This is a genomic window from Arthrobacter sp. StoSoilB22 (genome assembly GCF_019977315.1).
Classification (GTDB): domain Bacteria; phylum Actinomycetota; class Actinomycetes; order Actinomycetales; family Micrococcaceae; genus Arthrobacter.
Map to the genome: position 1 here is coordinate 2444105 of NZ_AP024652.1, position 23524 is coordinate 2467628.

The 23524-nt window shown below is 60.5% G+C and carries 20 protein-coding genes; 6 read left to right on the forward strand and 14 right to left on the reverse strand.

Going from position 1 to position 23524, the window contains the following annotated elements; genetic code table 11:
* Positions 1-38 precede the first annotated feature (38 nt).
* The 5 genes from LDN70_RS11380 to LDN70_RS11400 all read right to left on the reverse strand — a co-directional run bounded on the left by LDN70_RS11380 (position 39) and on the right by LDN70_RS11400 (position 5218).
* Positions 39-440, reverse strand: a complete 402-nt coding sequence (locus LDN70_RS11380) for a cytochrome c oxidase subunit 4 (RefSeq protein WP_142939122.1) — start codon at positions 438-440, stop codon at positions 39-41.
* Positions 437-2161: an aa3-type cytochrome oxidase subunit I gene (gene ctaD, locus LDN70_RS11385; RefSeq protein WP_011774899.1), complete on the reverse strand. Its 1725-nt coding sequence runs from the start codon at positions 2159-2161 to the stop codon at positions 437-439. The genes LDN70_RS11380 and ctaD overlap by 4 nt, the downstream gene beginning before the upstream one ends.
* Positions 2162-2171: 10 nt before the next feature.
* A complete protein-coding gene (gene ctaC / locus LDN70_RS11390) occupies positions 2172-3044 on the reverse strand; it encodes an aa3-type cytochrome oxidase subunit II (protein WP_062069602.1) in 873 nt (290 codons plus the stop codon).
* A gap of 183 nt (positions 3045-3227) precedes the next feature.
* A complete protein-coding gene (locus LDN70_RS11395) occupies positions 3228-3620 on the reverse strand; it encodes a HesB/IscA family protein (RefSeq protein ID WP_011774901.1) in 393 nt (130 codons plus the stop codon).
* Between the two features lie 164 nt (positions 3621-3784).
* The gene (locus LDN70_RS11400) at positions 3785-5218 is read right to left on the reverse strand and encodes a dipeptidase (RefSeq protein WP_142939121.1); all 1434 of its coding nucleotides are present in this window, start codon (positions 5216-5218) and stop codon (positions 3785-3787) included.
* A 133-nt stretch (positions 5219-5351) separates the two neighbouring features.
* On the opposite strand from LDN70_RS11400, the gene LDN70_RS11405 reads away from it, so the two are divergent.
* Positions 5352-5945 (forward strand): DUF3043 domain-containing protein, encoded by a 594-nt coding sequence (locus tag LDN70_RS11405; RefSeq protein ID WP_142939120.1) that lies wholly within the window; start codon positions 5352-5354, stop codon positions 5943-5945.
* 84 nt (positions 5946-6029) lie between these two features.
* Here LDN70_RS11405 and LDN70_RS11410 read toward each other — a convergent pair whose 3' ends face one another.
* Positions 6030-7109 carry a quinone-dependent dihydroorotate dehydrogenase gene (locus tag LDN70_RS11410; protein WP_223940365.1) on the reverse strand — a complete coding sequence of 360 codons (1080 nt, stop codon included), beginning with the start codon at positions 7107-7109 and terminating at the stop codon, positions 6030-6032.
* Positions 7110-7177: 68 nt separating this feature from the next.
* Between LDN70_RS11410 and LDN70_RS11415 the strand changes: the two genes are divergently transcribed.
* Genes LDN70_RS11415 through LDN70_RS11425 form a run of 3 tightly spaced genes read left to right on the forward strand, consistent with a single transcriptional unit; the run spans position 7178 to position 10965 of the window.
* Positions 7178-8860, forward strand: a complete 1683-nt coding sequence (locus LDN70_RS11415) for an FAD-binding dehydrogenase (protein ID WP_223940366.1) — start codon at positions 7178-7180, stop codon at positions 8858-8860.
* A 9-nt stretch (positions 8861-8869) separates the two neighbouring features.
* A complete protein-coding gene (locus tag LDN70_RS11420) occupies positions 8870-9895 on the forward strand; it encodes an alpha/beta hydrolase (RefSeq protein ID WP_223940367.1) in 1026 nt (341 codons plus the stop codon).
* A complete protein-coding gene (locus LDN70_RS11425; RefSeq protein ID WP_223940368.1) occupies positions 9892-10965 on the forward strand; it encodes an alpha/beta hydrolase in 1074 nt (357 codons plus the stop codon). Before LDN70_RS11420 ends, LDN70_RS11425 begins: the two co-directional genes overlap by 4 nt.
* Before the next feature lie 31 nt (positions 10966-10996).
* Here the strand turns inward: LDN70_RS11425 and LDN70_RS11430 are convergent, their stop codons facing one another.
* From LDN70_RS11430 to leuA, 3 genes are all read right to left on the reverse strand, one after another.
* The gene (locus LDN70_RS11430) at positions 10997-11821 is read right to left on the reverse strand and encodes an isoprenyl transferase (protein WP_223942636.1); all 825 of its coding nucleotides are present in this window, start codon (positions 11819-11821) and stop codon (positions 10997-10999) included.
* Positions 11822-11823: 2 nt separating this feature from the next.
* Positions 11824-12576 carry a DNA repair protein RecO gene (recO, locus tag LDN70_RS11435; RefSeq protein ID WP_142939115.1) on the reverse strand — a complete coding sequence of 251 codons (753 nt, stop codon included), beginning with the start codon at positions 12574-12576 and terminating at the stop codon, positions 11824-11826.
* A gap of 85 nt (positions 12577-12661) precedes the next feature.
* On the reverse strand, positions 12662-14401 hold the full coding sequence (gene leuA, locus LDN70_RS11440; RefSeq protein ID WP_091467727.1) for a 2-isopropylmalate synthase: 1740 nt from the start codon (positions 14399-14401) through the stop codon (positions 12662-12664).
* A 249-nt stretch (positions 14402-14650) separates the two neighbouring features.
* Here leuA and LDN70_RS11445 point away from each other — a divergent pair, with 249 nt between their 5' ends.
* On the forward strand, positions 14651-16603 hold the full coding sequence (locus tag LDN70_RS11445; RefSeq protein ID WP_223940369.1) for a M13 family metallopeptidase: 1953 nt from the start codon (positions 14651-14653) through the stop codon (positions 16601-16603).
* Positions 16604-16676: 73 nt separating this feature from the next.
* Here LDN70_RS11445 and LDN70_RS11450 read toward each other — a convergent pair whose 3' ends face one another.
* The 5 genes from LDN70_RS11450 to LDN70_RS11470 form a co-directional block, all read right to left on the reverse strand.
* The gene (locus tag LDN70_RS11450; RefSeq protein WP_223940370.1) at positions 16677-18239 is read right to left on the reverse strand and encodes an LCP family protein; all 1563 of its coding nucleotides are present in this window, start codon (positions 18237-18239) and stop codon (positions 16677-16679) included.
* Between the two features lie 106 nt (positions 18240-18345).
* Entirely contained in the window at positions 18346-19308 is a 963-nt protein-coding gene (era, locus tag LDN70_RS11455; RefSeq protein ID WP_374206996.1) for a GTPase Era, read from the reverse strand.
* Complete coding sequence (locus LDN70_RS11460) at positions 19292-20623, reverse strand: hemolysin family protein (protein ID WP_142939111.1); 1332 nt, start codon at positions 20621-20623, stop codon at positions 19292-19294. Before LDN70_RS11460 ends, era begins: the two co-directional genes overlap by 17 nt.
* Complete coding sequence (gene ybeY / locus LDN70_RS11465) at positions 20620-21093, reverse strand: rRNA maturation RNase YbeY (protein WP_142939110.1); 474 nt, start codon at positions 21091-21093, stop codon at positions 20620-20622. The genes LDN70_RS11460 and ybeY overlap by 4 nt, the downstream gene beginning before the upstream one ends.
* A complete protein-coding gene (locus LDN70_RS11470; RefSeq protein WP_142939109.1) occupies positions 21090-22190 on the reverse strand; it encodes a PhoH family protein in 1101 nt (366 codons plus the stop codon). Before LDN70_RS11470 ends, ybeY begins: the two co-directional genes overlap by 4 nt.
* 443 nt (positions 22191-22633) lie before the next feature.
* Here LDN70_RS11470 and LDN70_RS11475 point away from each other — a divergent pair, with 443 nt between their 5' ends.
* Positions 22634-23506 (forward strand): GerMN domain-containing protein, encoded by an 873-nt coding sequence (locus tag LDN70_RS11475; protein ID WP_223942637.1) that lies wholly within the window; start codon positions 22634-22636, stop codon positions 23504-23506.
* The last annotated feature ends 18 nt before the right edge of the window (positions 23507-23524 follow it).

Genomic DNA, 23524 nt, shown 5'->3' on the forward strand with positions numbered 1-23524 from the left:
CACCACAAGGTGGGGCCCATCTTTGTGTCACCAATTACTTAGTGGGCGTGGTCTCCACGGCTGTATTCGAAGACCCAACCAACCAGGGCGATGATGGCGAGGCCACCAGCCACGTAGGTGATCCAGAAACCCACTGCCAATCCGAGGAAGCCACCGGCACATGCCAGGCCCAGAACCAGCGGCCACCAGCTCCAGGGGCTGAAGTGGCCCTGCTCACCGGCGCCCTCATGAATCTCAGCGTCGGGGCGGTCCTCGGGCCGAAGACCAATGCGCTTACCGGTGAACCCGAGGTAGGCGCCGATCATGCCGGCCAGACCACCCACCAGGAGGATTCCCAGTACGCCGACCCATTCAGTCCATTCCGTCAAGAAACCGTAAACGATGGTTACGGGGATGAAGAAGAAGACTCCGGCCCCAAAGAGCCACGATTCGATTTTCATTTGCTGACGTCCCTCTGGTCTGCGTTACCCAAAACAGCTGCTGCGGGTGACGGGGCTTCGGCGGTGTGAACCTGGGCCAACTCCGGGTGGTGAAGGTCCAAGGCCGGGCGCTCGGAGCGGATACGGGGCAAGGAGGTGAAGTTGTGGCGCGGCGGCGGGCAGGATGTTGCCCATTCAAGCGAAGCGCCGAAGCCCCAAGGATCATCAACTTCAACCTTCTTGTTGCTTCGCCACGTGATGTAGACGTTCCAGAAGAACGGCAGAAGCGAAGCACCCAGGACGAAGGAGGAGATGGTGGAGAACTGGTTCATCCACGTGAAGTTGTCCTGCGGCATGTAATCGGCGTATCGACGCGGCATGCCTTCAACACCGAGCCAGTGCTGGATCAGGAAGGTGCCGTGGAAGCCCAGGAACAGGAGCCAGAAGTGAATCTTGCCAAGGCGCTCGTTGAGCATCTTGCCCGTCCACTTGGGCCACCAGAAGTAGAAGCCTGCGAACATCGCGAACACGACGGTACCGAAGACGACGTAGTGGAAGTGAGCCACCACGAAGTAGGAGTCGGAGACGTGGAAGTCCAGTGGCGGCGACGCCAGGATGATGCCGGTCAGACCGCCGAAGAGGAATGTCACCAGGAAGCCGATGCTCCACAGCATGGGAGTTTCGAACGTGATGGAGCCCTGCCAGAGAGTACCGATCCAGTTGAAGAACTTCACACCTGTTGGAACAGCGATGAGCATGGTCATGAACGCGAAGAACGGCAACAGCACGGATCCGGTCACGTACATGTGGTGAGCCCACACGGTAACGGACAGAGCGGCGATGGCGATAGTTGCGTAAACAAGACCCTTGTAGCCAAAGATCGGCTTCCGGCTGAAGACCGGGAAGATCTCCGAGACAATACCGAAGAACGGCAGCGCGATGATGTACACCTCGGGGTGTCCGAAGAACCAGAACAGGTGCTGCCAAAGGACTGCACCGCCGTTCTCGGGATCGAAGATGTGCGCTCCAAAGCGGCGGTCGGCACCGAGCGCGAACAGGGCAGCTGCAAGCGGCGGGAAGGCCATCAGAACCAGGATCGCCGTAACAAGCGTGTTCCAGGTGAAGATCGGCATACGCCACATGGTCATGCCCGGTGCACGCATGCAGATGATGGTGGTGATGAAGTTGACGGCACCAAGGATGGTTCCGAACCCGGACAGCGCCAGGCCAAAGACCCAGAGGTCACCACCTACGCCGGGGCTGAACGTCGTGTTGGACAACGGCGCGTAAGCGAACCAGCCAAAGGATGCAGCACCCTGCGGGGTGATGAAGCCGGACACGGCGATGGTGGAACCGAAAAGGAAGAACCAGAACGCCAGAGCATTCAGACGGGGAAAGGCGACGTCGGGGGCGCCGATCTGCAACGGCATAATGACGTTGGCGAAGCCGGCGAACAGCGGCGTTGCGAACATCAGGAGCATGACGGTGCCGTGCATGGTGAACATCTGGTTGTACTGCTCTTTGGTCTGCAGGATCTGCATGCCGGGTTCGAACAGTTCAGCGCGGATCAACAGCGCCATGACGCCACCGAGGCAGAAGAACACGAAGGACGCGATCAGGTACATGTACCCGATGGTCTTGTGGTCGGTGGAGGTGATCCAGTTGACGACGATGCGCCCCTTGGACTTAGGAACTACCGGAGCTTCGAGAACCCCCGGTGCGGATTGAGTGTACGTAGCCACGTCGCTTCCCTTACTTGGATTCGTTCAGGTTCGGGTTGCGGTCATATTCCGCACCGAGGAGGCCCGTGTTGCCTTCCTGGCGAAGCTTGTCCATGTGAGCCTGGAATTCAGACTCGGAGACAACCTTGACGCGGAAGAGCATTTCGGAGTGGTATTCACCGCAGAGTTCGGCACACTTGCCATCGAAGGTGCCCTCCTTGGTGGGGGTGAACCTGATGTAGTTCGTCTTGCCCGGGATCATGTCGCGCTTCTGAAGGAAGGCGGGTACCCAGAATGAGTGGATGACGTCGCGGGAGTTGAGCTCCAGGTCCACGGACTTGCCTACGGGCAAGTACAGGGTGGGGAGCAGTTCCTTGTCGACTTCATTGCCGGTCAGGTGGGCCTGAACGCCCGCCTCGTGGAGGTCTTCATTGATGACCTCACCTTGCTTGTAGTTAAAGTCCCATGCCCACTGCTTGCCGCGGACGTCAACAACGACGTCGGCAGGCTGGGAGCGGTCATCGATCGCACGCTGGTCCTGGTCGGTGAAGTAGAAGAACACCAGCACCATGAAGAGCGGGATGGTCAAGTAGAAGACCTCGAGCGGCAGGTTGTAGCTGAGCTGCTTGGGGAAACCCGTGGTGCCCTTGCGGCGACGGTAAGCGATGATGCACCAGACCAGGAGGCCCCACGTGATGATACCGACTGCCAAGGCGGCGATCCATGAGTTGACCCAGAGGTCCATGATCCGGTCAGTGTGGTTGGTCGTGCCGCGCTCTGTAGGCAGCCAACCCTTCTCTACCTCTGGTGAACATCCGGTCAAAACCAACGCGCCGGCTAGTGCCAAGCCAGTGATCGATGTGATCTTTATGCGTCGGCTGCCGGTTCGGTTCTGCGAACTCACAGACGGCCCTTCCTCTTGTTGCTGTCTCCCGGCAGGCCGAAGGCTCACCGGGCACACTAAAAGTTTTACTACCCGATGTAGAGCTTACCGCTATCACGCGGTTTTCGCGCACATGTCAGCGCCGTGGCTCCGAACGAATTCAAACTCGCTCGAAGGGGCGCCGACATGCGGCGATGGCTCACATCAGTGGAACGAATCGCCGCAGGCGCAAGACCCGCCGGCGTTCGGGTTATCGATGGTGAATCCTTGCTTCGAAATGGTGTCTTCGAAGTCGATGCTGGCACCACTGAGGTAAGGAACGCTCATCTTGTCCACTACCACCTCAACGCCGTCGTAATCGCGCACAGCATCTCCGTCGAGCAAGCGCTCATCGAAGTAGAGCTGGTAGATCAGGCCCGAGCATCCGCCAGGCTGGACTGCAACGCGCAGTCGGAGGTCTGTGCGCCCTTCCTGCTCGAGGAGGCTGCGGACCTTGCCCGCGGCGACGTCGGTCAGATTGACCTCGTGCGTGGCCAGTTCGTCGTCGTTGGTGACGAGCTGTGCTCCGGTGCTGTTTTCGTTGGTTGCAGTGCTCATTGGCCTACCTTCTTATGAAGCTCTTGGCGGCGGCGCCGGAACGCTGCCTGCCCTTACCCAATTACGTACGGGTTATAGCTAATGCTACGTCGCGCAGGCCCTTAGCTATAACTCTTGACGTAACCACAGACTGCAAGTGGTTGTTCCCCGCGCGCCGCAGGAGCCTACCCGGCCAGGCCTTCGGCGTTCAGCCGGGCCAACATCAAGGCCTCCGCCAACACTGCATGCCGGAAGTCTCCTATATGCAATGATTCGTTGGCACTATGCGCACGGGAATCAGGGTCCTCGACGCCGGTGACCAGGATCTGGACATCCGGATACATCTCCAGGAGATCGGCGATGAACGGGATGGAGCCTCCGATCCCCATTTCCACCGGCTGGACTCCCCACGATTCCCCCAGCGCCCACAAAGCCACCCGCGCTGCAGCGGACGTCGTATCGGTGGAAAAGGCATTGCCCCTCTCCCCCGGCGTGAACGTCACCCTGGCGCCGAACGGGGCATGGGATTCGACGTGCTGCTTGAGCGCCGTCATGGCGGCTTCCGGGTCCTGCCCCGGCGCCAACCGCATGCTGAACTTTGCCCGCGCCGACGGTATGAGGGTGTTGGATGCAACATCTACGGCCGGGACGTCCATGCCAATGATGGACAATGCCGGCTTGGTCCACAAACGCGAGGCGATGGTTCCACTTCCGGCGAGCCTCACGCCGTCGAGCACGGATGCATCGGCCCGGTAGTCAGCTTCGGTGAGATCAACTGCCACCTCGTCCCGGCCGACGAGGCCGGCCACTGCGACATTCCCGGCGTCGTCGTGAAGGGTGGCTATGAGCCGCGACAAAAGAGTAGGGGCATCGAGCACGGGGCCGCCGAACATGCCTGAATGGACCGCGTGCTCCAAGACGCGCACTTCGAAAGTTCCGTCAACCAGGCCGCGAAGGCTGGTAGTGAGGGCAGGCACGCCCACCTTCCAGTTGCTGGAGTCGGCAACGACGATCACATCCGCCCGGAGAAGTTCCTGGTGCTCCTCAAGGAAAGTGCGGAAGGTAGGTGACCCGGCTTCTTCTTCGCCTTCAAAGAAGAAGGTCACGCCGAGCCCGAAGTCGTCCCCCAGGACTTTTGTCACGGCACTGTAGGCGGCAAGGTGCGCCATGATGCCTGCTTTGTCGTCGGCGGCACCCCGACCATACAAGCGGCCATTCCGCTCTTGAGCGACAAAGGGCTCGGAGTTCCAGAGGCTGCTGTCACCCGGAGGCTGGACGTCGTGGTGGGCGTACAGCAGGATGGTCGGCTTGCCTGCGGCGGCAGGTCGGCGCGCGACGACGGCAGGACCACCGGGCGTACCGTCAGCCTTGTTGCATCGAAGGATACGGACGTCCTCCATACCGGATTCCTTGACCAGGGAGGCGACGGCGTCAGCGCTCCGGTCAAGTTCCTTGGGATCAAAACTCGGCCACGCAATACCGGGAATAGCCACCAGGTCTTCCAACGATGCGACAGTAGCGTCAAAGGATTCGTTGACAGCCGTGGTCAGTGCCTCGACAGGAGTGGAGCCGGAGAGCCCTTGCTTGTTCTGCGGGATGTCCGCATGTGCTGAAGTCATGGGCCACACTTTACCGTCGGGGATTCTCCCCCGAGGCAAGCACGGCCCGAACCACAAGGCTGCACATAAGCCAGAGGGTCCGGGCTATGGGACACGTAACCTGCACCACCTTCCCGAGGGGTATTCTGTATGGGTGTTCGGACGCAAAAAGGAAGAGCCCAGCGCTCAATCAGTAGTAGATCAGGCCTACGCCACCGCACCGGAGCCCGGTGCTGGAAAGGGCGCCCCTACGCCCAAGCGGAAGGACCAGGAAGCGGCCCGCAAGCGCCCTTTGGTTCCCACCGATCGTAAGGCCTCCAAGGCAGCGGAAAGGGTGGCCATCCAGGACCAGCGGCAGAAAATGCGGCAGGCCCTTGATACGGGAGACGAGAAATTTCTCCCCTATCGGGACAAGGGCCCCCAGAAGCGGTACACACGTGACTACGTTGACGCACGCTTCAGCCTGGGTGAGTACCTCATGTTCGGCGCTTTGCTGTTCGTAGTGATCTCCCTGATCATCCCGCCCACCAGCGCCGGCATCAGCTACGTCCTTATTGGCTTCTGGATCATGTTCCTTGCAGTCTTTGTGGACGTCTTCATCCTCTCCCGCAAACTTCGCAAGCGCCTTACGGAGAAGTTCGGTGAAGTGGAACGTGGTTGCATCTGGTACGGCTGCATGCGCGCCCTTCAGTTCCGCAAGCTACGTCTTCCGAAACCTCAGGTGAAGCGCGGACAGTACCCCGCCTAGGCGCCACAACCCTCAAGCAAATAAAGAGACCCCGGACCATTGGTCCGGGGTCTCTTTGTATGCTTCCAGGTTAGGTGGCCACGATTATGCGGCCGCCCGTCGGCGAAGTTTCACAAGACCTTTGTTGATTCTCGAAGCCCAGAAAGGACCTTCGTAAAGGAAAGCAGTGTAGCCCTGCACCAACGTGGCCCCGGCATCGAGCCGGTCCTGAACATCCTGCGGGGTGGCAACGCCACCAACTGCAATGAGGACAAGCTGATCCCCTACCGAGTTCTTGAGCCTGCGCAGCACCTCGAGGGATCGCTGCTTGAGGGGCGCACCCGACAAGCCGCCCGCGCCAAGAGACTCCACCTTCGCAGCGTCGGAGACGAGCCCGTCGCGGGAAATGGTGGTGTTGGTGGCTATGATTCCGTCAAGTTTCAGGTCCAGGGCAAGCCGCGCGACGTCGTCGATATCTTCATTGGAGAGGTCCGGCGCAATCTTGACCAACAGGGGAACGTGCCGCCCGGCCGCTTCGTCGGCGGCGTCGCCAACAGCGCGGAGAAGGGGCCGCAGGCTTTCCACGTTCTGCAGCAGACGCAGCCCCGGAGTGTTGGGAGAGCTTACATTCACCACCAGGTAATCTGCCGCGGGCGCCAGGCTCCGGGCACTGACCAGGTAGTCCTCGGTAGCGTCCTCGAGCTCAACCAGCTTGGTCTTGCCGATATTGACCCCGATCATCGGCCGGACGTCCGGGTGCAGCCGCTGCAAAGCAGCCCGTGCTGCCTTGAGTCTGGGCGCGACTGCGGCGGCGCCGTCGTTATTGAACCCCATCCGGTTGATGACCGCTTTGTCCTCTATCAAGCGGAAGAGGCGCGGCTTTTCATTACCGGGCTGTGCCTGGCCCGTAATGGTCCCCACTTCTACATGTCCGAATCCAAGCTCGGACAAGGCTTCGATGCCGTGGCCCTCCTTGTCGAATCCTGCCGCCAGGCCGAACGGGGAGGGAAAGGTAAGCCCCAGCGCCTCCGTGCGGAGGGAAGGATCAGGAGTTGTCATTTTGGCAAGGATCCTCCCAACACCGGAACGGTGGGCCGCACGGATTCCTTGGAAGCCGATCTTGTGGGCCTTCTCGGCATCCATCCAGGAGAAGGCCAACTTAAAGAATGTGGGGTAAACACGCATGATCCTAGTTTTCCCGCTTACCCACCACTCACCAAACCCGTGACCTGCCCTGGCGCTAGCATGTAGGCATGCCGCTGGATAATCGTGATGCAGATCATGGAACCCAAAAGGTCAGTGCAGACATTGTGGTGATAGGCGCGGGCTTAGCCGGGCTGGTTGCCGCTGCCACTGCGTATGCAGCCGGCAAGACCGTGGCAGTCCTGGACCAGGAACCGGAGGCATCCGTCGGCGGCCAGGCGCACTGGTCATTTGGCGGACTCTTCATGGTCAACACGCCGGAGCAGCGGCGGTTGGGAGTGAAGGACAACGCTGAACTCGCCCTATCAGATTGGCTTGCGTCGGCAGCATTTGATCGGATCCAAGACGGCAACGCAAGGAAATGGGCCGAAGCATATGTCGACTTCGCGTCAGGCGAGAAACGTCAATGGCTGCGGAGCCTCGGTGTTGGCATTTTTCCGCTGGTGCAATGGGCGGAGCGTGGCGGCTACGGGCCGCGGGGCCACGGCAACACAGTCCCCCGGTTCCACGTCACGTGGGGAACCGGACCCGCGCTGGTAGAGCCGTTCCTCGCCAAGGTGCGCGAGGGCGTTGATAACCGCAGAATAAGTCTCCACTTCAGGCACCGCGCAGCGTCGCTGACCAGGGCAGCGGGCAGGGTCACCGGCGTTTCCGGAGACGTACTGGAGGGGTCGACGGCGGCGCGAGGCCAGCAGTCCGGACGCAGGGTCGCAGGGAGCTTTGAGGCAAAGGCAGGCGCCGTGGTGGTGACGACCGGCGGCATCGGAGGTAACCACGCAGCAGTCCGCCGGCAATGGCCGGGCAACACTGCACCGGAGGACATGCTCAGCGGAGTACCGGCGTCCGTTGACGGCGACTTCCTGTCCGCGGTTGAATCCGCTGGCGGTTCCTTGATCAACGGCGACAGAATGTGGCATTACCCTGAAGGAATCCACAACTACCACCCCGTGTGGCCCAATCATGGAATCCGGATTCTGCCCGGGCCTTCCTCCCTATGGCTGGATGCAGAAGGCCATCAGCTGCCCGCGCCATTGTTCCCGGGCTTTGACTCACAGGGAGCACTTCGACACATTGTGGGTACGGGACATGGATACTCTTGGTTTGTCCTGAACCGCACCATCGCCCTCAAAGAACTGGCACTGTCCGGCTCCGAACAGAATCCTGACCTCACGAATAAGGACGTACGTCTGCTCGCATCGCGTCTGCGACCCACGACGGACGCGCCCATTCAACGCTTCTTGGACCGGGGCGCTGACTTTCTTCAGGCCTCATCTCCTGCGGGTCTTGCCGAACGTATGAACCAGCTCTCAGGAGCCTACTTGATTGACGCTGCTGAACTTGCGGCAGTGATCCGTGCGCGGGATGACCAGGTGAGCAGCGGATTGGGCAAAGACCCCCAGCTGGCCGCCATCAGGGCGGCGCGCCGATTCGCTACGGACAAGCTCATGCGGGTTGCTTTCCCGCACCGGTTAACGGACCCTCGGCACGGTCCCCTGATTGCCATACGCCTTTCTGTGGTGACGCGGAAAAGCCTGGGCGGAATTACCACGGATCTGCACTCCCGGGTGCTTGACGGAGACGGTATGGCCATCCCCGGCCTCTATGCTGCCGGCGAAGCGGCCGGCTTTGGAGGCGGTGGTATCCACGGTTACCGGGCCTTGGAAGGGACATTCCTGGGAGGTTGCCTCTTCACCGGGAGGGCTGCCGGCCGGCACGCCGCTGCCAGTGTCTAAGCTGGAGCCATGGAGTGGACCGCTGACATATTGGGAACCGACTTCCAATCCTGCGGCCTTGAGGCCGCGGGCCCGGATGGCGTCATCCGGCATGCCACGCTGATCCGGTACAGGGCCCAGCCAGGAATTCAGGCCAGCGACGACCCCGAGCCACCGGCAAAGCGCTACGGCGCCATACTTTTCCTGCACGGTTGGAGTGACTACTTCTTCAATACGGAGCTGGCGGGCTTCTGGGCCAACCAAGGCTACGATTTTTACGCGCTGGACATGCACAACCATGGCCGGAGCCTCCGTGCCGACATGCCGGGCGGCTATGTTGCCAACCTGACCGACTACGACGCCGAGATTGAAGAAGCCATCACCACCATTCATGCGGATCGTGGTGTTTCCCCAACCGGAAGCCTGACACTGATGGGCCATTCAACCGGGGGTTTGGTGGCAGCGCTGTGGGCCAGCCGCCATCCCGATAGGGTCCAGTACCTGGTCCTCGACAGCCCATGGCTGGAGATGCACGGCAGTTCACTGGTGCGACGCGCCGCGCAAGCCATGGTGTCTCCGCTTGCTAGGATCCGCCCCGAGACCATCTTGAGGCTGCCTGAGCGCGGCTTCTACTTCCGGAGCATCAGCAGTACCGCTGAAGGGGAATGGACCCTGGATGAAAACTACCGGCCTCCGCTTGCGTTTCCGGTCCGAGCCGGCTGGCTGAGTGCTGTGTTTGCCGGCCATGCACAAGTGGCCCGCGGCTTGATGCTGGAGATGCCGGTCCTCGTGCTGACGTCCACCACCAGCGCCAACGGTATGGTGTGGCAGGAATCGATGCGCCGTTCCGATGCCGTGCTCGACGTGGGTGTCATCGCTTTGCGGGCCATGGCTTTGGGGCGGACAGTTACCCTGGAACGCATCGATGGAGCCCTCCACGATGTCTTTCTCTCTGCCCCGGCCGTGCGGAAAGACGCCTATGCACGGCTTGCCCGGTGGGTCAACGGATTCATGGACAACAAGGAGCCGGAGCGTCGGCGGGGAGGAGACACATGACCACCACGGAGGAGTCGGTTTCGCTGTGGCAACCGGACATTCTTGGCCACGGATACGAGTGCATGCGCTTGCCTATGAAAGCCGATGAAGAAGGGCCGGTCACGGCCACGCTCGTCAGGTACGCACCGCCGGCAACCCAGCCGTCCCCGCCAGGGATGCTTGACTTCCTGGCCTCCTTTACGAAGCGCAAACGACGCCCCGCACCAGCTGATCCCGGCGGAGCACCCAGAGTAGTTCTCTATTTGCACGGGTGGGCTGACTATTTCCTGCAAACCGAACTTGCCGAGTACCTGACGGCATCCGGCTTTCATTTCTATGCCCTGGACCTGCGGAAGTTCGGCCGCAGCCTGCTGCCAGGGCAGACACCTGGCTACACCTCGGACCTCGGCGTCTACGACGAAGACCTCGCAGCGGCCTTACGCGAGATCGAACGGGATGTCGCGCGAAGGACGGGTAGTTCCACGTCGCCTACCATCCACATGCTCGCCCACTCCTTGGGCGGGTTGATCGCTGCCCTCTGGGCGGACCGCCATCCCGGCCGGGTGGGTACACTCGTCCTGAACTCGCCGTGGCTCGAACTCCAGGGAAGTAGCTTGGTCCGCAGCATCGCCATGCATCTGGTTGAACCATTCGCCCGGACCGATCCCAAGCGTCCTTTCAGATTTCCGGAAATGCCTGCGTACTGGGAAAGCGTCAGCAACGAGGGACATGGTGAGTGGATCCTGGATCCGGTGTGGCGGCCGCGGGCTTCGTTTCCCATCCGGGCTGGATGGACAAAAGCGGTGCTGGCAGGCCACGCAGCCGTAGAGCGCAAGCTCAACATCGACGCGCCCGTGTTGGTTCTTCTGTCCGGGCGGACACGGATCCAAGCCGAATGGACTCCGGACCTAATGCGCGCCGATGCGGTCATCGACGTCGAGGAGACCTCACGGAGGGCCCTGGGCCTTGCCCGGCGGACTGCTGTGTTCCGCTATCCCGGAGCCCTGCACGACGTCTTTCTCTCACGGCGGACCGTCCGCCAACAGGCTTACCGGGACGTGGCGGTGTGGCTGGCTGCTTATCCGTACTGATTTAGCAAGTGCATGCTACTTCGCTGGCGTGCTACTTCACGGCCGTCGCAGCGTCCACGGCCCCACCATAGCGACGGTCCCGTTTTGCATAAATTTCGACGGCGTCCCACAACGTCCGCCGGTCGACGTCCGGCCACAAGGTGTCCATGAAGACGAACTCCGCATAAGCGGATTGCCACAGGAGGAAGTTGGACAGCCTCTGCTCCCCGGAGCTGCGGAGAAAAAGATCCACGTCAGGAAGGTCCGGTTCATCCAAGTACTTCTGAATCGTCTTCTCCGACACCGATCCCGGCTTCAGACGGCCGGCGGCGACGTCGTGCGCGATGGCTGAGACGGCGTCGGCAATTTCTGCGCGGCCGCCGTAATTAACACACATGGTCAGGGTGCAGGTGTCATTGGCGCGAGTGTAGTCCTCGGCCTCTTCCAACTCCTTGATCACCGAACCCCACAAGCGGGGTCGGCGACCGGCCCAGCGGATCCGCACACCCCACTCGTCCAGCTGGTTGCGCTGGCGGCGTAGTACATCCTTGTTAAATCCCATGAGGAAACGGACTTCCTCGGGTGATCGGCGCCAGTTCTCTGTGGAGAACGCATAGACGCTGACGTACTTGATTCCGAGTTCAATGGCTCCTGCCATGACGTCCAGGAGGGCCGGCTCCCCCGCCTTGTGCCCCTCTACCCGCGGGAGACCACGCTGATTGGCCCACCGCCCGTTGCCGTCCATGACTATCGCCACATGCTGCGGGATGAGCTCACTTGGAATGCTTGGCGGTACCGCCCCGGAAGGGTGCCTGTAAGGGGCGACTACCGGAGCCGTCCTAGCCATGGTTGCTTTATTCTTCTTACCAAGTGCCACTGTCAGCTTCGCTCCACGTGTTTGAGTGATTTCAAGGCCCGTTCGAGGTGCCATTGAAGGTAGCTTGCCACTAAGCCCGCCGCCTCCCGTCTGTGCCGCGGGTCCGACGCATCAGCGACGCTCCACGTGCCAGTCAGCAAGGCACCAAGCAGCACCACAGTCTCCGGCGCGGGGGCCGGCGAACCCGGGGGCCTGCAGTCGCTGCAGACCATGCCTCCCACGGGAGCTGCAAATGCTGTATGAGGGCCGGGGCGGCCACAACGTGCGCAATCGGTGAAGCTCGGTGCCCAGCCACCTGTGGCCAACGCCCGCAAAAGATAGGAATCGAGAATCAGTTCCGGCGGATGGTCCGATCGGCTCAAGGCAGCCAAAGCACCCACCAGCAGATTGTAGTGCGCAGTCCCTGATTCGGTGTCGACATCAGTGAGCTTCTCAGCAGTCTCTGTCATGGCTGCAGCCACGGTGAAACGTCCGTAATCGGCGGCGATGCTGCTTCCGTACGCACCCTTCGCTACGGCCTGCGTCACAATGTCCAAGGTCCGGCCTTGAACAAGTTGCAGGTCAGCCACCATGAAAGGCTCAAGCCGCGCCCCGAAACGGCTGCTGGTCCTGCGGACGCCCTTGGCCACGGCACGAACCTGGCCGTGGTGCTTGGTCAGTAACGTAATGATGCGATCCGCCTCGCCCAACTTGTGGGTGCGGAGCACCACGGCATCGTCCCGATAGGACCGTGCTGCAAACGACGGATTGGCCATAACTAATCTTCGCACTTTGCCGGGGTCCGGCAGTGTTCGCCGGACCGTGTGGTGACGGTATTTCCCGTCACCACACGGCATGTGCTTAAGCCTGAGCGTCGCGGACAGCCCGGTTTACGGCCGAAATCAGCGCCTTGAGGGAAGACGTGGTGGTGCTGGGGTCAATTCCAACGCCCCACAAAACGCGCTCTCCAACAGCACATTCGACGTACGCCGCCGCACTTGCGCTGCCGCCCTCGGACAGGGCATGCTCGCTGTAGTCCAGCACCCGCACGTCAACGCCGTCGTGGTGCAGGATGTCCAACAATGCCGCTATGGGACCATTGCCGTGGCCGGTCCGGCGGACTTCGACGCCGTCGATGCGCAGGTTTGCGTTCATGGTCATAGCACCCGACTCGTCAGTCTCAGTGCTTACACTGCCCAGTCCATATCGGCCCCACTGTGCTTGCTCTTCTTCAGAGGGCAGGTATTCGTCCTGGAAGATTTGCCACAGCTGGGCACCGCTGACCTCGCCACCCACGGCGTCCGTACGACGCTGGATAACTCCGGAGAACTCGATCTGGGCCCGCCTGGGCAGATCGAGGTTGTGCTCGTTCTTCAGCAGATAAGCCACGCCGCCCTTGCCGGACTGCGAGTTGACGCGGATCACAGCTTCGTAGCTGCGGCCCAGATCCTTGGGATCGATGGGCAGGTACGGCACCTGCCAGGTGAAGTCATCAACCGATTTTCCGGCGGCAGCAGCGTCTTTCTCCAGCGCCTCGAAGCCCTTCTTGATGGCGTCCTGGTGTGAACCGGAAAAGGCGGTGAAGACGAGGTCGCCACCGTACGGTGAACGCTCCGGAACGGGCAACTGGTTGCAGTACTCCACGGTGCGGCGGATTTCATCAATATCGGAGAAATCGATCATGGGGTCCACACCCTGGACGAACATGTTCAAGCCCAGCGTTACCAAGTCCACGTTGCCGGTTCGTTCGCCGTTGCCAAACAAGCAGCCTTCGATGCGATCGGCACCGGCCAGATAACCGAGTTCAGCAGCAGCGACGCCGGTGCCGCGGTCATTGTGCGGGTGGAGGGAAATGATGATTCCCTCGCGAGGGTGCAAGTTTCGGTGCATCCACTCGATGGAGTCGGCGTAGACGTTGGGCGTTGCCATTTCGACAGTGGCCGGCAGGTTGATGATGACCTGCTTGTCAGCCGATGCCTCGAAGACGTCGGCAATGGCGTTGCACACGCGAGCGGCGTACTCGAGCTCGGTTCCGGTGAAGGACTCAGGCGAGTACTCATACGTAATGTGCGTATCCGTCAGGGTCTCTTCGTACTTCTTGCACAAGCGCGCACCCTGAAGCGCAATGTCCAAAATGCCGTCCTCGTCCTGGTTGAACACCACGCGACGCTGCAGAACGGACGTGGAGTTATACAGGTGAACAATTGCCTGCTTGGCGCCAACCAAAGACTCGTAGGTGCGCTCAATCAGATGCTCACGTGCCTGCGTCAGAACCTGGATGCTGACATCATCCGGAATATGGCCACCCTCAATGAGTTGGCGAACAAAGTCGAAGTCGGTCTGCGACGCTGACGGGAAACCAACCTCGATCTCCTTGTAGCCCATCTTGACGAGCAGCTGGAACATCTTCAGCTTGCGAGCCGGGCTCATGGGATCAATCAGCGCCTGGTTGCCGTCCCGCAGGTCAACTGCGCACCAGCGCGGAGCCTTGGTGATGACTTTGTCGGGCCAAGTACGGTCCGGAACCTCAACGGAGATCTGGTCCTGGAACGGCAGGTAGCGGTGAATCGGCATACCGGAGGGCTTTTGTGCATTACGCATGACGTGTGGCCTTTTCTCTAAGAACTAAGTGAAAGCTTAGCCGGACACAACGGAACTCCGCGGCGAGGATGGCCCAGCTTCAGATAGCTTTCAGGCCTCGCCGCGGCAGCTAAGAAGAAGCATCGCCGTACGCACAAATTCACAGTAACACGATGCGTATGATGACAGTGCAACACCTCATGCAACGTCCACTATGCAGACGCCGCGACGGTGGCAACGCCGGCTGCAGTGTCCACACAAGGAGCCACAGTGCCACAATCGGGGATCTCTCTTTCGAATATCGATCACAGCGTCCGGCCCCAGGACGACCTTTATCAGCACGTCAACGGCGCGTGGCTCAACAGCACAACGATCCCCGACGACAGGCCGCTGGAAGGTACCTTCACCGCCTTGCGGGATGGCGCCGAATTGGCCGTCAAGGCGATCATCGAAGAAGCGGCCGCCAAGGGAGAGTCAGCCACCGGCGTCGAACAGAAAGTCGGCGGTCTCTACGCCAGCTTCATGGACGAAGAAGCAGTCGAAGCAAAAGGTATGGACCCCGTGCGAAGCCGCCTTGATGAGGTGCAGGCGGTGGGCTCTGTGGAGGAACTGGCTGCCCTGATGGGACGCCTGTTCCGCTCAGACGTCTCCGGGCTCTTCTCCATCTATCCTGCTCCGGACGCCGGCAACCCCGAACGCATCCTCCTGTATATCGGGCAAGGGGGCCTGGGCTTGCCGGACGAGTCCTACTACCGCGAAGAAAAGTTCGCGGGCATCGTGGCTGCCTACGGTGAATACATTTCAAAGCTTTTCAATCTCGCGGGTATCGCGGACGCGCAAGCTTCCGCACAGCGCATCGTCGCACTGGAAACCGCCCTGGCGTCCCACCACTGGGACAACGTCACCCTGCGCGACCCCCAAAAGACCTACAACCTCAAGACCGCAGATGAAGCAGTGGCAATCTTCCCCCTGCTCGACACGTGGTTCCAGGCAGCGCGGGTAGACGCAGCAAAGCGGAGTGAAATAGTGGTGAGCACTCCGGACTTCTTTGCGGGCGCTGCGGCTTTGCTGGAATCCGAGTCGCTGGAAGCATGGAAGGAATGGCTGACACTCCGGGTTCTCAGCTCGGCCGCCCCGTACCTGTCATCAGGGTTCGTCTCCACGAACTTCGACTTCTACGGCACCACGCTTAGCGGTACGCCACAGAACAAAGAGCGGTGGAAGCGCGGGGTGGCAGTGGTCGAAGCAGCCCTCGGCGAGGCCGTGGGCCAGATCTATGTTGATCGGCACTTCCCTGCGGGACACAAGGCAAGGATGGAGACGCTGGTCTCAAACCTGATCGAAGCCTACCGGGAGAGCATCTCCTCCCTGGCGTGGATGGGTGCGGAAACCAAGAAGGAAGCCCTGAAAAAGCTGGACGCATTCCGTCCAAAAATCGGCTTCCCGGAAAAATGGATCGACTACTCTGCCGTCGAGATCGACCCCACGGATCTTCTTGGCAACGTCGAGCGTGCCCATGATGCGGACGTGAACCGGCACTTGGATGAAATCGGCAAGCCGGTCGATCTGACAAAGTGGCTTATGACACCCCAGACGGTCAACGCCTACTATCATCCAATGCTCAATGAGATCGTCTTCCCTGCGGCTATCCTTCAGCCCCCGTTCTTCACTGCGGATGCAGACGACGCGGTGAACTATGGCGGCATCGGCGCGGTGATCGGTCACGAAATCGGCCATGGTTTCGACGACCAAGGATCCCAATTCGATGGCAGCGGCGCGCTCCGCAATTGGTGGACCGAGGACGACCGGACAGCCTTCGAAGCCCTGACGGCGAAGTTGGTTTCCCAATACGACGCTTTGTCCCCCTATGCTGCGCCGGAGCATAAGGTCAACGGCAAGCTGACCCTGGGCGAGAACATCGGCGACCTCGGAGGCCTGACGATTGCCTACAAGGCCTACCTCCTGAGCCTGAACGGAGCCGAGCCGGAGGTCATTGACGGCTTCACGGGATTCCAACGATTCTTTATGTCGTGGGCTGCCGGCTGGCGCCAAGTGATCCGCACTGAAGAAGCCATCCGGAGACTGGCTACCGACCCCCACTCCCCCAACGAGTTCCGCACCAACGCCATTGCCCGTAACCTCGACGCATTCCATGCAGCATTCGCCGTGACTGAAACCGACGGCATGTGGATGGAACCCGGGGAACGCGTCAGCATCTGGTAGTACCCGCATGACACAACGGCCGGCCAGTTCAAAAACTGGCCGGCCGTTGTTGTTTGCTCCTAATGCATGGAACCTATTGCTGATCGATGTACAGGGGATTCACCTGTTGGCACACGGCATCGTTAGCTGTTTGGTTGACTACATCGGACGGCACCGAAGCCGCACCGTAAGCGGTCCCCGTGCCGAAGTCAGTACCCACGTAAAGCTGCACTCCCGCCACACCCGGGGACTCCTGAACCTGAGCGGCAGGGATGCCGAAAAGTGTAGCTACGTCAGCAGCAACGTCCGCAAAGCCCGGTCCGTAATAAAGCACCGTCTGATCCACCGGATTAGCCAAGTAGGACACCGTCTGGGCGAAGCCGTTGCCAGTGAGCACGGTCATGAGCTCCTGCGCCCTGGTTGGAACGCCGCTGCCGTTGGCGACGGCCACCGGCTGAATCGCTTTGTCATACGCAGGTGCGGCAGGCGTAGTAGCCGTGGGCTGTGGGGCCGGGCTTTCGCTCGGTACAGGAGTGGACGTCGCACCAGGCGTCGTGAGGTCAAGATCGGCACGAAGCGCGGCGAACAGCTGTGATGCTTGGGGCTCGACGAGCTCCAACCTGTTAAGGTCCACCGCTGCCTGCTGCGTGGGCACCGCTACGAACGCCACCTTGGAAACATCAATGTCCTTGAGTCGCCCGCCAATGGTCAACAGTGAAGGAACTGACGCCAGGCCCTCGTCCACGGTCAGGTTCTGCGTGACCACATCTGCGATCTGCAGCAGCCTCTGCGGGTTACCCAGAGTCCCCTCATCCTTAAGCTTCCGGGTGAGGGATGAAAGGAACGCTTGCTGACCCTTGATGCGGCCAAGGTCACCTCCATCGCCGAAAGCATGCCTGGTCCGGAGGAATGCCAAAGCCTGTTCGCCTTCCACCAAGGAATCCCCCTTGGCGAGGCGGAGCCGGGAATCCGGGTCAAAGACCGGATCACTGACGCAAACGTTCACGCCACCCACAGCATGCGAAAGCTCCTTGACTGCGTTGAAATCGGCCATCATGAAGTGGTCGATTTCCAAACCGGTGAGCTTGTTGACCGTATCCACGGCGCAACCGATTCCAGCTTCAGCCATGGCCTCGTTGATCATCACGCCGCTGCGGGCAGGGAATGTCTGGTTGTTGGTGCGGTCGGTGCACTGCGGCACATCCACCAACAGGTCTCGCGGGAAACTCAGCACATTGACGCGTTTGTTATCCGCGGAGATGTCCAACAGCATCATGACATCGGAATGGCCATAGCCGGTGGAGTCCTCGGTGCTACCGTATTCGGCATTCTTTCCGTCACGGGTATCGGAGCCAAGGATCAGGATCTGCAGTCGATCCGTTTTGTCATCCACCAGCGGGTCACCGGCATTACGGGTTTCCCCGGCGCTCAAGGGCGCCTTGGTGATGTTGTTCTGCAGCCGGATAAACCAAAAAGCAGCAAAGGCAACGCCGGCAACCAGGGCAACGGAGACTACGCCGGTGACGATCTTCAACCAAAGTGGCAGCCCCTTGGGCACCCTCATATGGCGAGGGGTGCCGTCGGCATCCTCACCATGGCGTGCCCCCGCGGGGCCAGCGGTGCCGGTGCCCTGCGGGCGGGCGTCACGACGTCGCACTATTCGGTTTACCTTTCATCAAACAGCTGGATCCCCGCAATCATAGTTGCCGTTTCTGGGAAGTTCCTTATCGGGCCTCAAGCCACGCCGGATCCAGCGACGCGAATCAGAAGCCGAGTTTGACCAATTGCTTGGGATCGCGCTGCCAATCCTTGGCCACCTTGACGTGAAGATCGAGGTAGATGCGGGTGCCGAGCAGAGTCTCAATACCCTTTCGGGCGTTGGTTCCCACCTCTCGCAAACGGCTTCCGCCCTTGCCGATGATGATGGCCTTCTGGGAAGGCCGCTCAACGTAAAGGTTCACGCGAACATCCAACAGCGGGTTGTCCTCGGTCCGGCCTTCGCGGGGAACGATTTCCTCCACCACCACAGCGAGCGAGTGGGGAAGTTCATCGCGGACGCCCTCAAGGGCCGCTTCGCGAATCAGCTCTGCGATCATGACGGCCTCAGGCTCGTCAGTCAGCTCGCCGTCAGGATACAGCGGAGGTGAGGACGGCATGTGGCTGATCAGGACGTCTGCAACAGTGGAGACCTGAAAACCGTCGGCGGCAGAGACAGGGACGATGTCGGCCCAGCCCTGCTCGCCAAGAACCTCGCGGCCCAACGCGGCGACGGCGAGCAATTGCTCCGTCAACGCCTGACGATCCACCAGGTCGGTTTTGGTCACCAGTGCCACGATGGGCTTGCGTCCGACGGCGGCCAGCTGAGCGGCGATGTATTTGTCGCCGGGGCCGATTTTTTCGTTGGCCGGCAGACAGAAACCGATGGCATCGACTTCCGCCAGGGTGTCTGCAACAAGTTCGTTGAGCCGCTTCCCCAGCAGGGTACGTGGGCGGTGAAGGCCGGGAGTGTCCACAAGGATCAATTGGGCATCATCGCGGTGGACGATACCGCGAATGGTGTGCCGTGTAGTTTGCGGTTTGGCCGAGGTGATGGCCACTTTCTGGCCAACCAACGCGTTGGTCAGCGTCGACTTACCCGCGTTGGGCCGGCCCACCAGCACCGAGAAGCCAGCGTGGAAGCCACCGAAGTCTGCATCGGCGTCAAATTTGTTATTTTGCTTGCTCACGTGGAACTCCCTGTTGCGTTGAGTCGGCGTCATCGAGTAGGTCTTCAAAGTCAGTGTCTTCCTTTGGCATGGCTGCCGCAATGATGTGGCTGACTCTGTTTCGGCGACCCTCCAGCCTATCTGCCCGGAGCGATATTCCGTTCACTTCAACGGCGCTCCCCACAATGGGAACCTGCCCAAGGGCCTTTGCGAGCAGACCGCCTACTGTATCCACCTCGTCGTCGTCCAGATCGATGTCGAAAAGTTCACCCAAGTCATCGATGCTCATGCGGGCGCTTACTCGATATGTACCATCATCGAGGTGAACGGCCTCTTCGGCGGCGGCGTCGTACTCATCCACGATCTCGCCAACAATTTCCTCGATAAGATCCTCGAGGGTGACCAACCCGGCGGTGCCGCCGTACTCGTCGATGACGATCGCTACGTGTGTGGACTCTTTCTGGAGTTCCCTGAGGAGGTCGCTCACGGGCTTCGATTCCGGGACATACCGCACGTCCCGGGCGAGTGAATCAACATCGTGAACTTGCAGTCCTGGTTCCCTCCGATGCATGGCCGCAGCCACATCCTTGAGGTACAAAATCCCACGGATCTGATCGGTGTTCTCCCCGATGACGGGGATCCTTGAGTAACCGGACCGCAGGAAAAGGCCCATTGCCGTTTCGAGATTCGAGCCCGTACCGATGCTCACAATATCGGTGCGGGGTACCATGACGGAACGCACCAAAGTATCACCAAAATCAAAGACCGAATGAATGAGTTCTGCCTCATTGTCTTCGATCATGTCCGACTCGGCGGCACGATCGACGAATTCGCGAAACTCTTCCTCGCTGACGAAAGCGTCGTCGCCACTTGGGGCACCGGGGGCGACTGCCTGTCCCAGCGCCACCAACCAGCCGGGGATGGGCCCTAGTATCCAGCAGAGGAACCTGATGAGCGGGGCGGTGAAACGAACGACGGGTCCGGAGTGCGCCCGGCCCAACTGCCGGGGCGAAACGCCGACCAGTACAAACCCGATCACCGCCATGATCCCCGTAGCTGCAAGTCCGGCGAGCCAGACGTTGTCCAGCAAACTGTGGAGGACCACGGCGACGGCGACTGCTGCCGCCATTTCAAACCAGACCCGCCAAAAACGCAGAGCGCGCATATGTGCGATCGGGTTCTTGAGGATACCGCCCAGGGCCTTGCCCTTGCTCCGCACTATGGATTGTTCGGCCTCATGCCGGGGCAGGAAGTTCAATGCAGCCTCGGCTGCAGTCAGCAGTGCAACGAAGCTGAGGAACACCAGCGCCATGCCGACCAGGATGATCGAGGTCACTGCATGGTCTCCATGGGGGCATCCTTGCCCAGGAATTCAGACAGCAGTTCCCGCTGCAAACCGAACATCTCTTCTTTTTCCTCCGGCTCTGCGTGGTCAAAGCCAAGCAGATGCAGAATTCCGTGGGTGGTCAGGAGCAGCATCTCATCCTGCGTCGCGTGGCCTGCGTTTGCTGCCTGCACCTCTGCCACCTGCGGGCAGATGGCGATGTCACCCAGCATGCCTTGTGGCGTGGGCTTGTCCGGGGTGCCCGGCGTCAATTCGTCCATGGGTACGGACAAAACGTCCGTAGCCCCGGGCTCGTCCATCAGTTCGATGTGCAGTTTCTCCATGGCCGGTTCATCGACAAGGAGGATGGACAGTTCTGCCTGGGGATGGATGTACAAACGCTCGAAGATGAAGCGGGACAACGTCACCAGTTGGGCCTCGTCCACCGCTACACCGGACTCGTTGTTTACTTCAATGCTCATTGACGTTCTCCACGTTTGTAGTGCGCTCCGGGTTTATATTGTGTGCTCGCGACGTCGCTGCTATGTGCGTCATCCCATGCGCTGTAGGCGGAAACGATGTCGGCAACCAAACGGTGCCGCACGACGTCAGCCGCTTCCAGGATCGAGAAATTGACGTCGTCGATTCCCTTCAGGATTTCCCTGACGATTCGCAGGCCGGACGTCGATCCGGACGGCAGGTCGATCTGCGTGACATCACCGGTAACCACCATTTTTGAACCGAAACCCAGACGTGTAAGGAACATCTTCATCTGCTCCGGTGTGGTGTTTTGGGCTTCGTCCAGGATGATGAAGGCGTCGTTCAGCGTGCGTCCGCGCATATAGGCCAACGGGGCTACCTCGATGGTTCCTGCAGCCATCAGGCGGGGAATGGACTCGGGATCCATCATGTCGTGCAAGGCGTCATATAGTGGGCGAAGATAGGGGTCGATCTTGTCGCTCAGCGTGCCGGGGAGGAAGCCCAGCCGTTCCCCCGCTTCCACGGCTGGCCGGGTCAGGATGATCCGGCTGACTTCCTTCGTTTGCAAGGCTTGCACCGCTTTGGCCATTGCAAGATAGGTCTTGCCGGTACCTGCCGGGCCGATTCCAAAGATGACGGTGTTCTCATCAATGGCGTCAACGTAATTCTTCTGATTCAGCGTCTTGGGCCGGATAGTCTTACCGCGGCTTGAGAGGATGTTGTGGGTCAGCACATCGGCAGGATTCTGCACGGACTGGGCCCTCAGAAGGGACACGAGCTGCTGAAGGATGTCCGGAGTCACCACGGTCCCCTTCGCCACGAGCCCACGGACTTCCTCCAACAGACGCATAACGCGTGGAATGACGGTGGAAGGGCCTGTCATGGAGAGCTCGTTGCCACGGACATGGAAACTGACGTCCTGGAACTGTTCCTCGATGTACCGCAAGGCTTCGTCGTGGCTGCCCAACGAGTGAACCATCTGGTCGGAGTTGTCGAACGTGACAACTTCCGTGCGCGTACCCGGTAGTGTGTGCGGGAACTCGGTGGGCGGCTGGTTGCCGTTTCCGGTCCTAAGCCGCCCGTTCAAAGATTCACTCATAGTGTTGGCCTTAGGCCTTTTCTCCTCCGGTTGGTCGTGCTACCTGCCATCGATTCGGCATTCGTGGCCGCTGTATGGGGCACGTCCGGATGCCGGAATGTCTTCAATCCTACGCCAGCCCGGCCTGCGATGAACCGAAACCACCGGCATCATCCGGCGCCTGCCGTCATGGCGTACATTTTGTCTCAACTCGGCATCAAGCGGGTATCAATCATGTTTCAGTTGGCGCTGATCCGCGCAATCCCGGCCGACCGCCGTCGACGATGTGCCAAGCTGGCATAGCGGGTGGCATCCAAGCATCCTGCGGCCCGGCTCCGTTGGCTGGGAATCGGCGGCTGGGGCCGCCATGAGACACAAGGTTAGGCAGGACACCCATTTCGGAGCCAGGAAGCATTGGAGATGGCGCGCGCAGACGGACAAAATCCGTTATCGCTGTGCCGGCGATGCTTGCTGTCCTGTTGCTCACTGGTTGCATAGCCAACGGCGGCGATTCCCAAACCGGCACGAGTTCGCCATCCGTCAGCGTTAACGACGCGCCAGCCAGCCAGGCACCGCTGGAAACTACGCAGGCTTCCACGAAGATCCCGGTTTACTGGATTGGACGCAGCAAGGAACAGGTTTATCTCTACCGTGAGTTCAGGGATATCTCCAGCGACGGAAACCCCGTGACCACCGCACTCCGGATCATGATGTCCGAAAAACCCCTGGACCACGACTTCTTCACCCCCTGGCAGGCCCCCGAAAGCCTGGCCACCTCCATCTCCGGCAAGAACGTCATCACCGTTGATATTTCGCGGGATGCCTTCAACTCAAACCTCGACGCCGGAATGGCGCAGCGCGCTGTCCAGCAATTGGTCTACACGGCGACGGCGGCAGCCTCGTCCTCGGGGCTCATCAACTCCGGCCAGCAGATCCAGGTTGTCATCCTGGTTGACGGACACACGGACTACATGGCGTTTGGGCAGGTAAAGCTCGGCCAACCCATGGAACGGAACGCATCCTTGGTGGCACCTCTGTGGATCATCGATCCGCAAGAGGAAACAACACTGCCTACCGGAGTGGTCAAGTTCAATGGCCGCAGCACCGACAGTTCAAAGCCGGTCAGCTGGCAGATCCTGCAGGAAAATGGCAAGGGCGAAAAGAGCAGCCTGCTCACCGGGAGAACGCAAGCAACCGGTGAGCCTGGTCAATACGGAGCCTTCACCTTCAGTGCCACATTGAAGGCCGGCAAATATGAGCTGCGGGTTTCACAAGTGGATGAGGCCGGCGCAACCATCGAAACGAGCACCGACACCCGCCTGTTCAACGTCGGTTAGCTGCGGGTTCGACGAGCT